This is a genomic window from uncultured Microscilla sp. (assembly GCF_947493425.1).
Lineage (GTDB): Bacteria > Bacteroidota > Bacteroidia > Cytophagales > Microscillaceae > Microscilla.
The window spans coordinates 32,855-49,810 of record NZ_CANLRP010000045.1; the positions used below are offsets into that span (position 1 = coordinate 32,855).

12 protein-coding genes and 5 tRNA genes are annotated in these 16,956 nt (G+C 38.0%); 1 reads left to right on the plus strand and 16 read right to left on the minus strand.

Annotated elements, in window-relative coordinates:
* Positions 1-33 precede the first annotated feature (33 nt).
* The 16 genes from rpoC to era form a co-directional block, all read right to left on the minus strand.
* On the minus strand, positions 34-4,359 hold the full coding sequence (gene rpoC / locus Q0954_RS13795) for a DNA-directed RNA polymerase subunit beta' (RefSeq protein ID WP_299457775.1): 4,326 nt from the start codon (positions 4,357-4,359) through the stop codon (positions 34-36).
* A gap of 189 nt (positions 4,360-4,548) precedes the next feature.
* Positions 4,549-8,418, minus strand: coding sequence for a DNA-directed RNA polymerase subunit beta (gene rpoB / locus Q0954_RS13800; RefSeq protein ID WP_299457777.1), 3,870 nt, complete (start codon positions 8,416-8,418; stop codon positions 4,549-4,551).
* A 198-nt stretch (positions 8,419-8,616) separates the two neighbouring features.
* The gene (gene rplL / locus Q0954_RS13805; protein ID WP_002698246.1) at positions 8,617-8,997 is read right to left on the minus strand and encodes a 50S ribosomal protein L7/L12; all 381 of its coding nucleotides are present in this window, start codon (positions 8,995-8,997) and stop codon (positions 8,617-8,619) included.
* A gap of 59 nt (positions 8,998-9,056) precedes the next feature.
* A complete protein-coding gene (gene rplJ / locus Q0954_RS13810; protein ID WP_299457780.1) occupies positions 9,057-9,593 on the minus strand; it encodes a 50S ribosomal protein L10 in 537 nt (178 codons plus the stop codon).
* Positions 9,594-9,624: 31 nt separating this feature from the next.
* Positions 9,625-10,320, minus strand: coding sequence for a 50S ribosomal protein L1 (gene rplA / locus Q0954_RS13815; RefSeq protein WP_299457782.1), 696 nt, complete (start codon positions 10,318-10,320; stop codon positions 9,625-9,627).
* A 72-nt stretch (positions 10,321-10,392) separates the two neighbouring features.
* Positions 10,393-10,830: a 50S ribosomal protein L11 gene (gene rplK, locus Q0954_RS13820; RefSeq protein ID WP_002698242.1), complete on the minus strand. Its 438-nt coding sequence runs from the start codon at positions 10,828-10,830 to the stop codon at positions 10,393-10,395.
* A 91-nt stretch (positions 10,831-10,921) separates the two neighbouring features.
* Complete coding sequence (gene nusG, locus Q0954_RS13825) at positions 10,922-11,491, minus strand: transcription termination/antitermination protein NusG (RefSeq protein WP_002698241.1); 570 nt, start codon at positions 11,489-11,491, stop codon at positions 10,922-10,924.
* A 27-nt stretch (positions 11,492-11,518) separates the two neighbouring features.
* Entirely contained in the window at positions 11,519-11,731 is a 213-nt protein-coding gene (gene secE, locus Q0954_RS13830) for a preprotein translocase subunit SecE (protein ID WP_299457786.1), read from the minus strand.
* A 30-nt stretch (positions 11,732-11,761) separates the two neighbouring features.
* Positions 11,762-11,834: transfer RNA gene (locus Q0954_RS13835), tRNA-Trp, on the minus strand.
* A 104-nt stretch (positions 11,835-11,938) separates the two neighbouring features.
* The gene (gene tuf, locus Q0954_RS13840) at positions 11,939-13,123 is read right to left on the minus strand and encodes an elongation factor Tu (protein WP_299457789.1); all 1,185 of its coding nucleotides are present in this window, start codon (positions 13,121-13,123) and stop codon (positions 11,939-11,941) included.
* A gap of 69 nt (positions 13,124-13,192) precedes the next feature.
* A tRNA-Thr gene (locus Q0954_RS13845) sits at positions 13,193-13,264 on the minus strand.
* A gap of 67 nt (positions 13,265-13,331) precedes the next feature.
* Positions 13,332-13,404 (minus strand) — tRNA-Gly (locus Q0954_RS13850).
* 99 nt (positions 13,405-13,503) lie between these two features.
* Positions 13,504-13,586 (minus strand) — tRNA-Tyr (locus tag Q0954_RS13855).
* Between the two features lie 178 nt (positions 13,587-13,764).
* Positions 13,765-14,016, minus strand: coding sequence for a hypothetical protein (locus Q0954_RS13860; RefSeq protein WP_299457791.1), 252 nt, complete (start codon positions 14,014-14,016; stop codon positions 13,765-13,767).
* Between the two features lie 67 nt (positions 14,017-14,083).
* The gene (der, locus tag Q0954_RS13865; RefSeq protein ID WP_299457794.1) at positions 14,084-15,394 is read right to left on the minus strand and encodes a ribosome biogenesis GTPase Der; all 1,311 of its coding nucleotides are present in this window, start codon (positions 15,392-15,394) and stop codon (positions 14,084-14,086) included.
* A gap of 443 nt (positions 15,395-15,837) precedes the next feature.
* Positions 15,838-16,746 (minus strand): GTPase Era, encoded by a 909-nt coding sequence (era, locus tag Q0954_RS13870; RefSeq protein WP_299457796.1) that lies wholly within the window; start codon positions 16,744-16,746, stop codon positions 15,838-15,840.
* 135 nt (positions 16,747-16,881) lie between these two features.
* Here era and Q0954_RS13875 point away from each other — a divergent pair.
* Positions 16,882-16,954: transfer RNA gene (locus Q0954_RS13875), tRNA-Met, on the plus strand.
* The last annotated feature ends 2 nt before the right edge of the window (positions 16,955-16,956 follow it).

Sequence of the window (16,956 nt, forward strand, 5' to 3'; positions counted from 1 at the left end):
GGTGTAGTACCTGCCGCGTATTAATATTTATAATTAGTTTTGTAACTGTCTGTTTTTCTCTCGGTTTGCTGCCAATCTAGGCTCAACCAAAGCGTCATGTTCTTCCTGAGACATTACAATTAAATCATCATAATAACGGATACCAGTACCTGCTGGAATCAAGTGACCTACAATTACGTTTTCTTTCAAACCAATCAAATCATCAGTTTTACCTGTAATTGCTGCTTCACTTAATACTTTGGTAGTTTCCTGGAACGATGCCGCTGAAATGAAACTCTTAGTACCTAATGAGGCTTGTGTGATACCTTGTAGCGTTGGTTTAGAAACTGCTGGTTCCGCGTCTCTCACTTTTACTACTTTCATATCACGACGTTTCAAACTGGAATTCTCATCACGTAAAGCACGAGCTGTTACAATCTGACCTGCTTTAAATTTAGCAGATTCGCCTGCCTCTACAACTACCTTCTTGTTCAGAATGTTATCGTTTTCTTCTCTAAACTCAAACTTGTCTACTACTTGGTTAGGCAAGAAACTAGTATCTCCGGCATCAATGATTTGAACCTTTTGCATCATCTGACGTACGATGATCTCAATATGCTTGTCATTGATTTTTACCCCTTGTAAACGGTAAACTTCCTGAATCTCATTTACTAAATACTCTTGTACTGCTGTAGGTCCTTTAATAGAAAGAATATCAGCAGGAGTAATCGCTCCATCAGACAAAGGTTGTCCAGCTCTTACAAAGTCACCATCTTGTACCAAAATGTGCTTAGACAATGGCACCATATATTTTTTGCGAACCCCATCCTTAGATTCTACAAAAATTTCACGATTACCACGCTTAATTGTACCATAAGATACAATGCCATCAATAGCACTTACTACTGCAGGGTTTGATGGGTTACGCGCCTCAAATAGCTCTGTTACTCGAGGCAAACCACCAGTAATATCCCTGGTTTTACCAATAGCTCTTGGTACTTTTGCTAACACTTGGCCAGCTTTAATAGCATCGCCTTTATTCACCGCCAAACGGGCACCTACCGGAATGTTATAACTCTTGGTCTTATCGCCAGCATTTACAACAATTGCAGGGTTTTTAGTTTTATCCTTTGTGTCAATAATTACTTTTTCACGGAAACTTGTTTGTTCGTCAGCTTCTTCTTTAAAAGTAATTCCTTCCTCTATAGATTCAAACTCAATCTCTCCAGTAACTTCTGACAAAATTACTGCATTGTATGGATCCCAGCTACAAATCTCATCACCAGACGCAACCTCTACTCCATCTTTTACTTTCAAGAAAGCGCCATAAGGAATATGGTTGGTAAGTAATACTTTATTTGTGCCCTTCTGTACAATTTTCACCTCACCAGAACGTCCCATTACTACATCTACTTTCACCTCATCTCCATCAGAAGTAGTCACAGTAGTCTTTACCGTTCTAATACCTTCAAACTCAATGAGGCCACTAAACTTAGCTGTCAATGTAGTATCAACAGCAATATTGGAAGCAGTACCCCCTAAGTGGAAAGTACGAAGTGTAAGCTGTGTACCGGGCTCACCAATAGATTGGGCTGCAATAACCCCTACTGATTCGCCTCGTTGAACCATTTTATTAGAAGCAAGGTTTCTTCCATAACATTTTGCACAAACTCCATAACGGGTTTCACAAGTCAATACAGAACGAATCTCAACCTCTTCAATACTGGTATTTTCAATTCTTGTAGCAATTGCTTCAGTAATTTCCTCCCCTGAAGCAACTATCAACTCATCAGTCAATGGATCAGTAATATCATGTACTGATACACGCCCCAGAATTCTCTCTGACAAATATTCAACGGTAGTCTCATCATCTTTCAATTCGGAGGTTTGAATACCACGCAATGTACCACAGTCTTCCTCGGTAATGATCGCATCCTGTGCCACATCAACCAAACGTCTTGTCAAATAACCAGCATCTGCTGTTTTAAGTGCAGTATCAGCCAAACCTTTACGAGCACCGTGAGTAGAAATAAAGTACTCAATTACATCTAATCCTTCCTTAAAGTTAGAGATAATAGGGTTTTCGATGATTTCACCCACAGAACCTTGTAAGTTCTTTTGTGGTTTTGCCATCAATCCCCTCATACCACCTAATTGGCGAATCTGCTCACGAGAACCACGGGCACCAGAGTGCATCATCATATAAATCGAATTGAATCCTTGCTGATCAGCCTCTAATTTACCCATTAAAATCTCGGTAATTCTTGAGTTGATACGAGTCCAAATATCAATTACTTTATTATATCTCTCATTATCAGTAATCAAACCAAGCATATAGTTGGTTGATACCTCTTCTATATCTTCTTTTGCCTTGGCAATCAATGAATCCTTCTCAGCAGGAACCACTACGTCACCTAAACCAATAGAAAGTCCACCTTTATAAGCAGTTTGGAAACCAAGGTGCTTGATATCATCTAAGAAGTGTGCAGTACGGGCACCACCAGAAATCTTATATACATGAGAAATAATTTTCTGAAGCTTTTTCTTTGTTAGTAACTCGTTTACATAGCCTACCTCCTCTGGAACAAACTCGTTAAAGAGTACTCGCCCAGCAACGGTTTCAATCATCTTAGTTTCTAACTCTCCACTCTCCTCATCTCTTACTTGTACATTTACATGAATGTATGCATTTTTAGATAACTGCTTTTCATTCAATGCAATGATTACCTCCTCAGCATCATAAAAACGTTTGCCTTCCCCTTTAATAGGTACTTCCTTGGTAGTTTTACGTCCTTTAGTAAGGTAATAAAGCCCTAATACCATGTCTTGCGATGGTACTGTAATTGGCTTACCATTCGCTGGGTTTAATATATTGTGAGCCGAAAGCATCAACACAGAAGCCTCTAAAATAGCTGCATGACCCAATGGCACGTGTACTGCCATCTGGTCACCATCAAAGTCAGCGTTAAATGCTGTACAAGCCAGGGGGTGTAACTGAATAGCCTTACCTTCAATTAATTTAGGCTGGAATGCCTGAATACCCAATCGGTGAAGCGTTGGGGCTCGGTTAAGCAGTACTGGGTGTCCTTTAAGTACATTTTCCAAAATATCCCAAACTACAGGGTCTTTTCGGTCTACAATTTTCTTAGCAGATTTTACTGTCTTAACAATACCACGCTCAATTAGCTTACGGATAATAAATGGTTTGAAAAGTTCTGCCGCCATGCTTTTTGGTAACCCACACTCATGGAGTTTGAGCTCAGGACCTACCACAATTACAGAACGACCAGAATAATCAACCCTTTTACCCAATAAGTTTTGACGGAAACGACCTTGTTTACCTTTCAACATGTCTGAAAGGGATTTTAAAGCACGGTTACCATCAGCCCTTACAGCATTGACTTTACGTGAGTTGTCAAATAATGAATCTACGGCTTCCTGAAGCATACGTTTTTCATTACGAAGAATTACTTCAGGAGCTTTAATTTCTATTAGTCGTTTAAGACGATTATTCCTAATAATCACACGACGATATAAATCATTCAAGTCAGAGGTGGCAAAACGTCCCCCATCTAAAGGAACCAATGGTCGTAATTCAGGAGGAATTACAGGAACCATTCTGATAATCATCCACTCTGGTTTATTCTCAATACGATTTTGAGCATCACGGAAAGCCTCTACTACACGTAAACGTTTCAATGCCTCTGCTTTTCGTTGTTGAGATTTATCTTTTGAAGCAGAATCCCGCAAATCAAACGATAGCTTATCTAAGTCAAGACGTGCCAAAAGCATTTCTAGTGCTTCTGCTCCCATCTTAGCTATAAACTTATTAGGATCGCTATTGTCTAATTGTTGGTTTTCTCTTGGTAATTTATCTACTATATCTAAATATTCATCTTCGGTAAGGAAATCAAGGTAATTGATACCTTCATCTTCCATAATACCCGACTGAATCACTACATATCTTTCATAATAAATGATTTGATCCAGTTTTTTGGTCGGCAACCCTAGCAGGTAGCCAATTTTATTGGGAAGAGATCGGAAATACCAAATATGTACCACGGGTACAACTAACTCGATATGTCCCATACGTTCACGGCGAACCTTTTTCTCAGTTACTTCAACTCCACATCTATCACAGATAATGCCTTTATAACGTATCCTTTTATATTTCCCACAATGACACTCCCAGTCCTTCACAGGACCAAAAATGCGTTCACAGAACAAGCCCCCCATTTCTGGCTTGTATGTGCGGTAGTTGATGGTCTCTGGTTGCGTCACTTCACCATAAGAAGAATCCAAAATAGACTCAGGGGAAGCTAAGCTTATTGTGACTTTCCTAAAATCGTTGGTCAGCTTTTTATTTTTTCTAAATGCCATCCTGATAATTTAAAATTAAGTGGGTTATTATATAATGAAAGATAATTATCCTATAAGTTAAAATTGAAAGTTTTAACCAAAGTTAAGTTTTATGATAACTCTTTAACTACAAGAGAATTAACCTCTATAACTAAATGTAGTTATAAAGGTTAAAACAACCTAAACTTTAACTTTTTTTTAACACTGTATCTACTGCAGAGTAATTTCAAGCGCTAAACCTCTCAATTCATGCACTAATACATTAAAAGACTCAGGAATGTTAGGGTTAGGAATATTCTCTCCTTTCACAATTGACTCATAAGCCTTGGCTCTACCAATTACATCATCTGACTTTACGGTCAAAATTTCCTGAAGAACATTGGCAGCACCAAATGCCTCAAGAGCCCACACTTCCATTTCTCCAAAACGCTGTCCACCAAACTGGGCTTTACCACCCAACGGCTGTTGAGTAATCAATGAGTAAGGACCAATAGAACGTGCGTGCATTTTATCATCAACTAAGTGACCAAGCTTCAACATATAAATAATTCCAACAGTAGTTGGTTGGTCAAAACGTTCCCCAGTCAATCCATCATACAGATAAGTACGGCCAAACTCAGGCAATCCAGCTTTATCAAGCTCTGTTGTTACTTGATCTTCAGTGGCGCCATCAAAAATAGGAGTTGCGTATTTCTTACCTAGTTTTAATCCTGCCCAACCTAGTACAGTTTCATAGATTTGTCCCAGGTTCATACGAGAAGGTACACCCAATGGATTCAAAACAATATCTACAGGAGTTCCATCTTCCAAGAAAGGCATATCTTCAGCACGCACAATTTTCGCCACTACTCCTTTGTTTCCGTGACGTCCCGCCATTTTATCTCCTACTTTCAGTTTACGCTTTTTAGCAATGTAAACTTTGGCAAGTTTTACAATACCAGCTGGCAATTCATCACCTACTTCAAGTGCAAATCGTTCGCGCTTAAACTTACCAGAAATTTCGTTGCGTTTTTTATTGTAATTTTTCACCAATCCAACTAACAACCTGTTTGTTTTTTCATCCTCGGTTGCATTGTCTAAAATCAAATCTGCAACAAAGTTAGCTTCTTCTGGCACGTTATAAGTGCTTTCGTCACGATAGACATTCTCTTTTGGGAATAAGTTTTCATGAATATTGGTTTGGTTAAACTTAACCCCTTTTGACATTACAATATTGCCAAACTTATGCTTAATTCCCTTAGAAGTTTTACCGTCAAGTAAAGTGACCAATTTCTCAACTACAATCTCTTGTATTGCTTGTAAATCTTTTCGGTATTGAGTAATCAAAGACTTTACTTCTTCTTTTGCCTTTGCTCTTAAGTCTTTATCTTTCTTAGGGCGTGAAAATAACTTGGTATCAATCACTACTCCACGCAAAGATGGAGGTGCTTTCAACGAAGCATCTTTCACATCTCCTGCTTTGTCTCCAAAAATTGCTCTTAATAATTTTTCTTCTGGTGTAGGATCAGACTCTCCTTTGGGAGTGATTTTACCAATCAATATATCTCCTTCGCGGATTTTAGTACCAACCATCACAATACCATTTTCATCCAGATACTTGATAGCATCTTCACTCACGTTTGGTATTTCTGCGGTAAGCTCTTCTTGTCCACGCTTAGTATCTCTTACTTCTAGCTCCTTCTCTTCGATATGAATAGAAGTAAATACGTCGTCTCTTACTACTCTTTCAGAAATCACGATCGCATCCTCAAAGTTATACCCTTGCCAAGGCATAAAAGCTACTTTCATATTAGCTCCAAGTGCTAATTCGCCATCGTTGGTAGCATATCCTTCGCACAACGCTTGACCTTTTTTCACCTTTTGTCCCTTATAAACAATAGGGCTAAGATTTACACAAGTGTCTTGGTTTGTTCTTCTAAACTTAATTAAGTTATAAGAAACAATATCATCTTGGAATGATGTAAGTTGCTGCTCCTCGTTAAAATCATAACGAACTATGATTTTTTTAGAATCTACATAATCAATGACTCCATCATACTCTGCCACTACTAGTGCGCGAGAATCTACTGCTACTTGCTCTTCTAGGCCAGTTCCAACAATAGGAGCCTGTGGACGAAGCAATGGAACAGCTTGACGTTGCATGTTAGATCCCATCAAAGCACGGTTTGCATCATCATGCTCAAGGAAAGGGATCAATGATGCTGCCACTGATACAATCTGGTTTGGAGCAACGTCCATATAGGATAACACTGCGGGGTCTACTACCGGGAAATCACCTTCAAGCCGTGCTTTTACTTTATCTCTAAGGAATTCACCACTTTCGGAGATAGGTACATTTGCTTGTGCAATATGGTGAGTATCTTCTTCCTCAGCAGTCAAATAAGAAATGTCATTGGTTACTTTGCCTTCTGCTACCTTACGATAAGGAGTTTCAATAAAGCCCATGCTGTTCACTTTTGCATGAACACACAAAGAAGATATCAAACCAATGTTTGGGCCTTCTGGAGTTTCAATCGTACACAAACGACCATAGTGAGTATAGTGAACATCACGTACTTCAAATCCTGCACGTTCACGAGATAATCCTCCTGGTCCTAATGCAGACATTCTGCGTTTATGAGTAATTTCAGCTAATGGATTAGTTTGATCCATAAACTGAGAAAGTTGGTTTGTACCAAAGAAAGAATTGATTACAGAAGAAAGTGTTCTTGCATTAATCAAGTCTACAGGTTTGAAATCTTCGTTGTCACGAACATTCATTCTTTCTTTAATAGTACGAGCCATACGAGCCAAGCCTACACCAAACTGTGTATATAATTGTTCTCCTACAGTTCTTACACGACGGTTACTCAAGTGATCAATATCATCTACAACCGCCTTCGCGTTGATTAACTTGATCAAACGTTTTACAATAGAAACAATATCTTCACGTGTTAGTACGCGAGTATCACTGTCTATTGCTAATTCTAATTTTTTATTAATACGGTAACGACCAACCTCTCCTAAATCATAACGCTTATCGCTAAAGAATAAGCTTTGAATGATCTCACGGGCTGTTTGTTCATCAGGAGCCTCAGTGTTACGCAACTGACGGTATATTTGTTCCAGTGCCTCTTTCTCAGAGTTTGAGTTATCTTTTTGAAGCGTATTATATATAATTGAGTAATCGGTAACATTGACATCATCACGGTGAACAATAATAGACTTCACTCCAGAGTCAATGATAGTATCTATGTCTTCTGCTTCAAGTATCGAATCACGTTCTAAAAGGATTTCATTTCGTTCAATAGAAACAACCTCACCTGTATCTTCATCAACAAAATCCTCAGTCCACGTTTTCAAAATACGAGCAGCAAGCTTACGACCAATGGCTTTATCTCTCAACACTTTGTCTTCTGCCTCAATCTCCTCTGAAAGATTAAATAAGTCCAAAATTTGCTTATCTGAACCAAAACCAATGACACGTAAAAGTGTTGTTACTGGAAATTTCTTTTTACGGTCAATGTAAGCGTACATCACATTGTTTACATCAGTCGTAAATTCTATCCAAGAACCTTTAAAAGGAATAATACGTGCAGAATATAGTTTGGTACCGTTCGTGTGCTTACTTTGAGCAAAGAATACACCAGGGGAACGGTGTAATTGAGACACAATCACCCTTTCTGCGCCATTTATAATAAATGACCCTTTAGTGGTCATATAAGGAATGTTCCCTAAAAATACTTCCTGTTCAATGGTTTCAAAGTCCTCATTATCTTCATCACTACAAGATAACCTGAGTTTAGCTTTTAAGGGCACTGAATAAGTCAGCCCTCGATCTATACATTCATCCACCGAATATTTTGGGGGATCAATAGAATAGTCGATAAACTCAAGCAAGAAATTTTCCCGTGAATCAGATATGGGAAAATTCTCAGAGAATACCTTGTACAATCCTTCTTGTTGACGAAATTCAGCAGGGGTTTCCAGTTGAAAAAAGTCTTGAAAAGATTGTATTTGAACATCAAGAAAATCAGGGTATTTCACTACTTTTTCTACGGTAGCAAAACTATGTCTTTCGTTGTTGTTGGGATTTTGCATGGGTAACCTGTGTCCTAAGAGTATAGGGTATTTATTATTGTCGTGAATCAATAATATTCTTCAAAAGCCAAGCCGTTAAAAAATAGCCTCATATACATGAGGAAAAGACCTGAACGTATTTTATACGCCAGGTCTGGAATTTTATCTCAAATATTGAGTTGGCTAAATATAACCAACTCAATTGAAAGTTCAAATAAATTACTTGATCTCTACTTCAGCACCTAATTCTTCTAACTGAGCTTTCAATGCATCAGCTTCAGCTTTATCAACACCTTCTTTCAAAGGTTTTGGAGCTTCATCTACCAATGCCTTAGCATCTTTCAATCCTAAGCCAGTTAGTTCTTTTACTGCTTTTACTACTTTAAGTTTAGCGCCACCAGCAGATTTCAAAACAACATCAAATGCAGTTTTCTCTTCTTCACCACCACCAGCTTCACCACCGCCAGCAGGACCAGCTACAGCTACAGCTGCTGCTGCAGGTTCGATACCGTGATCATCTTTAAGAATAGTTACTAATTCGTTTACCTCTTTCAAAGATAAGTTTACTAACTGTTCTGCGAACTCCTTCAAGTCTGCCATTGTATTAAAATTTTAAAAAAGTCTAAATTGAATGTTATTACAAAATTATAAGCTATTGATTATGCTTCTTGTTTATCAGACAAAGCCTTAAGCACACCTGCCAATTTGCTGCCACTGCCTTGTAAAGCAGATACCAAGTTGCGACCTGGAGACTGTAAAAGTCCAACAAGTTCGGCGATCATCTCTTCGCGAGACTTGATCTTAGAAAGAGGCTCTAAGTGCTCAGCTCCAATATAGATAGCTGAATCTATAGATGCACCTTTCAATGTAGGTTTTTCGTTGCCCTCTTTTTGAAACTTTTTAAGCACCTTAGCAGGATCACTCATCGCTTCACCAGCGAACATGATACCTGAAAATCCTTTAAGTGCTTCTGAATCAAACAAAGTAGTATAATCAGATTCTTGTTGCTCGAGTGCTTTTTGGATCAAAGAATTTTTCGCTACACGATATTCTATACCTTTTTCAAAACACATACGACGGAAATTGTTAATGCTTTCCACATTCATTCCAGCCGCATCGGTGATATAAAAACCAGGTGCATTAGAAAATTTTTCTTGTAATTCTTTAATCACTACTGCTTTTTCTTCCCTTGTCATTTTCCTAAAAATTTAATAGTGATCTCCTCAGTTAATTTTCAAAGGTATTTTTATCTACCATAACCGACGGACTCATCGTACTTGACAAGTAAATACTTTTAATATAGGTACCCTTAGCAGAAGCAGGTCTTAACTTAACCAAAGTATTGATTAACTCACGAGCATTATCATTTAACTTCTCAGCAGTAAAAGATGCTTTACCAATTGAAGTATGAATAATACCAGTTTTGTCTACTTTGAAGTCAACCTTACCAGCTTTTACCTCTTTTACAGCATTTGCAACATCAAGTGTCACAGTACCTGATTTAGGGTTTGGCATTAGTCCACGAGGTCCTAATACTCTACCTAAACGTCCCACTTTAGCCATTACGGTAGGCATAGTAATTACTACATCAATGTCAGTCCATCCACCTTCAATCTTTTTGATGTATTCATCTAACCCTACGTGATCAGCACCAGCATCTTTGGCCTCTTGCTCCTTGTCTGGAGAACATAAAACCAATACTCTAACGTCTTTACCAAGACCGTGAGGAAGTGTAACAGTTCCTCTAACCATCTGGTCAGCTTTTCGAGGGTCAACTCCCAAACGCACGTCAACATCCACGGAAGCGTCAAATTTGGTGAAAGTGATATCTTTGATAACACTTACAGCCTCATTTAGTGGATACTCACGACTCTTGTCAAACTTTGAGAGAGCCTCTTTCTTCTTTTTTGTTAATTTTGCCATTTTAAATGGATCTTGAATGGGCAAGCAAATGAGTTTTATTTCATTCTACCATTCATTATACAAAAATTCTCTTTAGAAGGGTTTTTCTCCTGTCACTGTAATTCCCATACTACGTGCTGTACCAGCTACCATCATCATGGCTGACTCTTCTGTAAAACAGTTTAGGTCAGGCATCTTAGTTTTGGCGATTTCACGAACCTGATCCCAAGTAACTTGCGCTACTTTTTTACGGTTAGGCTCACCAGAACCAGATTTAACTTTGGCAGTTTCTTTTAGTAATATAGGAGTTGGAGGTGTTTTAATCACAAAGTCAAAAGACTTGTCTTTGTAATAAGTCACCACAACAGGCAAAATCATTCCCTTTTTGTCCTGAGTACGTGCATTAAATTGCTTACAGAACTCCATAATATTCAAACCCTTACTACCAAGAGCGGGTCCGATAGGAGGTGCAGGCTTTGCATCGCCACCAGAAACTTGTAGTTTTAGATAACCTTCAACTTCTTTTGCCATAACACTTCAAAAAATTAAGTTGAGCGTTTTTGCTCAACTATGGAGGTATTATATCCCTTATTGTATATAAAATAAGCAGGTTTAAAAAACATTACTCTTGTTTTTCAACCTGCGAATAGTTCAATTCAACTGGTGTATTTCTGCCAAAAATCTTTACCATTACATTTATTTTTTGGCGTTCTTCAAACACTTCTTCAACAGTCCCAGTAAAACCATTGAACGGCCCATCTATTACTTTTACAGTTTCTCCAACAATAAAGGTAGTTTCCAACTTCACATCATCTTCAGCACTTTCATCTACTTTACCCAATATTCGGTTTACTTCTGATTGCCGTAATGCCACGGGGTCTTTGGAGGTACTTCCGGTAGCTCCTAAGAATCCTATAATACCAGGAATGCTGGTAATCATGTGAATCAATTCTCCTGTAGTGGGATTATCTTTTTCAAGGTTAGCCTGTACCATTATATATCCAGGAAAAAAGCTTTTTTCACGCAATCGTTTTTTACCGTTACGCATTTCATATACTTTTTCGGAAGGGATGAGTACTTGCGGAACATGTTCATGAAATTCACGCTTGGCTATTTCATTTTCTAAGTATGTTTTCGCTTTTTTCTCTTTACTGGCTATTGCCCTTACCACATACCACTTTAATTGACTCATCGAAATTTTTTTGTTAGTTTAAGTTATTTAAAATGCGCTGTAATACAAGTTCATCGCATTTTCAAAAACCTTATCAATCATAAAAATTACCAATGCAAAAATTACAGAAGCTATTAATACTAAAGTAGAACTGTTTTGCAGTTCTTTATATTTAGGCCAAGTAACTTTATCTCTGAGTTCTTTGAAAGAATCTACCACAAAAAGCCTCGCTTCACGAAAGAATGACAACAGATTGTTCATACTAAAGTTCTTAATAAATAAATTGATATGCACGGGTGGAGAGACTCGAACTCCCAGCCAACGGTTTTGGAGACCGCTACTCTACCAATTGAGCTACACCCGTGTATAAAAGAAGGTCCTTTAAAAAGGAGTGCAAATATATATGATTAGATTTATAAATACAAGTGCGTTCTTAATATTATCAAGAACGCACTTATTTATATTAGTTTAGTCTAAAACTTCTGTTACCTGACCTGCACCAATTGTACGGCCACCCTCGCGAATTGCGAACTGTAGACCTTTTTCCAATGCCACAGGGTTAATCAAATCAACAGTAAGGCTTACGTTATCACCAGGCATTACCATTTCAACACCTTCTGGAAGTTTAACTTCACCAGTTACATCAGTTGTACGTAAGTAAAACTGAGGACGGTATTTGTTAAAGAATGGGGTATGGCGTCCACCTTCTTCTTTTGATAAAACGTAAATTTCTGCTTTAAACTTAGCATGAGGAGTTACTGTATTTGGCTTACAGATAACCATTCCACGCTTGATTTTTTCTTTTTCAATACCACGTAGCAACAAACCAACGTTGTCACCAGCTTCTCCGCGATCCAAAATCTTACGGAACATTTCTACCCCAGTAACTACTGACTTCATATCAGCACCCATACCAAGGATTTGAACTTCATCACCAGAGTTGATAACACCACGCTCAATACGACCAGTAGCAACAGTACCACGACCAGTAATAGAGAATACGTCTTCAACAGGCATTAAGAAGTCTTTGTCAATGGCACGCTCTGGAAGAGGAATGTACTCATCAACAGCAGCCATCAATTCGTTTATTTTTTCAACCCATTTAGGCTCAGCATTCAAGCCACCCAAGGCAGAACCTTGAACAACAGGTAAGTCATCGCCAGGGAATTGGTAATCGCTCAATAGTTCGCGAACTTCCATTTCTACCAACTCTAACAACTCTTCGTCGTCTACTAAGTCTACTTTATTCATAAAAACAACCAAAGCAGGTACACCTACTTGGCGTGCTAATAGAATGTGCTCACGAGTTTGAGGCATTGGGCCGTCAGTTGCAGCTACTACAAGAATAGCTCCGTCCATTTGAGCAGCACCAGTAATCATGTTTTTCACATAATCGGCGTGACCAGGACAGTCAACGTGTGCGTAGTGACGAGTTTCAGTTTGGTACTCTACGTGAGAAGTGTTGATTGTAATACCACGCTCTTTTTCTTCAGGGGCATTGTCAATAGTATCAAAGTCTCTTACTTCTGCACCACCTTGTTCTGCCAATACTTTAGTAATCGCAGCAGTTAGGGTAGTTTTACCGTGGTCTACGTGACCAATGGTACCAATGTTTAAGTGGGGTTTCGAACGGTCAAATGTCTCTTTAGCCATTTTTGAAAATCCTTAGTTTAATCTGAACAATTAATCTATTTGCTTGTTGGGTTTCTAAAAATTTCTTAGAGCCAATGAGGGGAATTGAACCCCTGACCTCTTCCTTACCAAGGAAACGCTCTACCCCTGAGCTACATCGGCTTATTAAAAATTTTTAGGCTTGGTGAGGAATGAGAGCAGAGCCCACATCCTTTTGAGTTGGAAGTTGAGCGGGAGACGAGGCTCGAACCCGCGACCTACAGCTTGGAAGGCTGTCGCTCTACCAACTGAGCTACTCCCGCTTTTAAAATGATTGGAATTTAGTGAGATAATAAGATTTAATGAATTGCAGTCAAATATACAATATTTAATTTCAAAACCTACTATTTTCCAAGATTTTGTGGGGAGAGCAGGATTCGAACCTGCGAAGGTATAAACCAACGGATTTACAGTCCGTCCCATTTGGCCGCTCTGGAATCTCCCCGATTTTTCAACTTTAAAACCCTCACCTTGTTTAAAGTGAGTGCAAAGGTAAGAGGTTTTTTTTAAAGGTCAAATATTTTAGAAACTTTTTTATAATTTATTTCTCAAATATTCGTTTTATGATGTCAAATAGGGCTTTGGCTTATCCAAAGCCCTTTTCTTTGATGAAAAGCTACTACTTATTTTTTAGTAGTATCAGTAGTTTCACCTTCAGTTTTGCTTACTGTATCAACTACTACAGTTGAATCTTTAGCAGTTGTATCATCTTTAACTGGAGTACTTTCTGGCTTTTTCTCAGGCTCAGTAGTTGTATTAGCTGAGGTATCAGATACAGAAGTAGTATCAGATTCAGTACCAGTTTTTTTGTCACCACCGCAAGAAGTGAAAGTGAATAGACCAGCAACAAGAAGTAATGCAAATAATTTCTTCATAGTTTTTAGTATTTTTAGATTTGAGGCACAAAAGTAAGTGCTTGGATTTTAAATCAAAACTTTTTTTTTATTTTTTTCGGAAGAAGAGTTGAATAGGCACTCCTTCAAAATTAAAATGCTTACGCAACTTATTCTCCAGATACCTTTGGTACGACTCTTTGATGTATTGGGGGAGGTTGCAAAAAAACGCAAATGTAGGCTTATATGTAGGTAATTGCGTCACATACTTTATACGAATGTACTTACCTTTGATAGCTGGTGGTGGATAATGCTCTATTTCGGGCAGCATCATTTTATTTAGCTCAGAAGTCGAAATCTTTTGATTTCTGTTGTCATAAACCTCTATTGCTTTCTCCACTACCTGAAATATTCTTTGCTTTTCGAGTACCGATCCGAATATGATAGGAATATAAGTCATAGGTGCAATTTTCTCTGCAATATCCTTCCTAAACTTCTCTGCGGTTTTGGTGTCTTTCTCTATTAAATCCCACTTATTTACCATAATCACTATACCTTTACCATTTTTGTCGGCTAGTCCTATGATATTTACATCTTGCCCTTCTATACCTCTGGTAGCATCTACCATTACAATACAGATGTCAGAAGCTTCAAGTGAGCGTAAAGCACGCATTGTAGAGTAAAACTCGATATTGTCTTTCACCCTGCTTTTACGCCTTAGTCCAGCTGTATCTGTAAGAATAAAGTTTTTGCCAAATGCCTTATAATGTGTGTTGACAGAGTCACGAGTAGTACCTGCAATATCAGTTACAATACTTCTTTCTTTTCCAGTTAAAACATTTACCAATGAAGATTTTCCTGCATTAGGACGCCCTACAATTGCTATTTTAGGTATCCCAGCATACGGGTCTTCTTCTTCAATATCGTCAAAATGCTTCACCACCTCATCTAACAAATCTCCTGATCCTGATCCGCTTTGAGCTGAAATAGGAAATATATCTCCCTCCAACCCAAGTTGATAAAACTCAGAAGCCATGTATTCTTTTTCTATATTGTCGGCTTTGTTAGCCACAATAATTACAGGTTTACTACCACGTCTCAACACATTCGCAAAATCTTTATCCAAGTCGGTAAGCCCGGTAATACAATCTACTACAAACAAGACAACTGATGATTCTTCTATAGCAATCTCTACTTGTTCACGAATAGCGCCCTCAAACACATCTTCTGACCCTACTACATATCCACCTGTATCTATTACAGTAAAAAATTTACCTATCCACTCTGCTTGTCCATACACTCTATCACGTGTTACACCACTTTGGTTATCCATGATGGACTTACGTTGTTCAATTAAGCGATTAAACAGGGTTGATTTACCTACATTAGGTCGTCCTACTATCGCAACAATGTTTGACATTATATTTTATTAAATTAATATAGCTACTTGCTACAGGTTATTTAAAATTATAAAAATATTCTATAAGGGTGCTTTCAACACCATATAATATACAGCAATACACACCACTATTACTCTAGGTATCAAAGAACAAAATTTATCAAAACCAAAGAACGAAGTTCAGACCTACTTTACCCATTTAGAAGCCCTGACAGGGGCAAGATTTAAGCGACAAATCGCGAGTCCTTAGATATCGATGAATACTGGTGCCACTCCCTATTTCACAGGTTACTACATTTTCCTCATCACGTTGATTTTTAATTTATCAAAACCATAGTTAAAAGACTAGAGTAAGTAGCAGCAAGCAATCAGCTATAAGCTACAAGCAAAGATAACTCTCTCATAATATGACAGTTATACTTGCATATTAGGTATATTTAATTTTGTCTTGGTACATACCAGGTTTATCTATACCCTAAGTGATCCAGTTTGTTTCGCTGTTGTCTCCAATCAGGAGAAACTTTCACATGTTGAGCCAAAAATACTTGCTTGGCAAAAAACTCTTCTAAGTCTTTACGGGCTTCTATGCCTATTTTCTTGAGTGCTTGTCCCCCCTTGCCTATCAATATCCCTTTTTGACTTTGGCGTTCCACTAAAATTTCTGCCCTAATATTGATGATGTCTTCTTTTTCTTTAAACTCGGTGATCATCACTTCGCAAGCATAAGGAATTTCTTGTTTATAGTTTTTAAAGATTTTTTCACGAATCATTTCTGCGGCAAAAAAACGCTCAGGTTTGTCAGTAAAAGTATCTTTAGGAAAATAAGGAGGATGCTTAGGCAATGCCTTTAATATTGACTCAAATAATTTATCAATGTTGATACTGTTCAAAGCTGATATAGGAATTATTTCACTGGGTTGAATAAGCTCTTTCCAATAAGCTATTTTCTCTTCTACCTGATTATCCTTTGCCAAATCTATTTTGTTTACCAATAAAATAACAGGTGCTTCGCTTATTTTCAGCTTTTCTATTACATCATTTTCATCGTGTTTTTCAAAAATATCTGTTACAAACAATATAACATCAGCATCATCCAGAGATGTGTTCACAAAACGCATCATGGATTTGTGCAGTTCGTATTTAGGCTTGATAATTCCAGGAGTATCTGAGTATACTATCTGAAAATCATCGCCATTGATTACTCCCATAATACGGTGTCGGGTTGTTTGTGCTTTGGAGGTAATAATAGATAGCTTCTCCCCTATCACCTGATTCATTAGAGTAGACTTACCCACGTTGGGCTTGCCAATAATACTCACAAAGCCTGCATGATGATTGTCATCTTCTGGGATTAGCCATTCTTCGTTTTCCATAAAGTGTTTATATTAATATTAGTGAAGAGAAACAACTCAGCTATGAAATAAATATGTCAGAGCTTAATTTAACTATTTTTGCAAAGGTACTTGTTTTATAACAAAAACCCCCTACCTTTGTCATCCAATTTATATCGCGGGGTAGAGCAGTTGGTAGCTCGTCGGGCTCATAACCCGGAGGTCATAGGTTCGAGTCCTGTCTCCGCTACT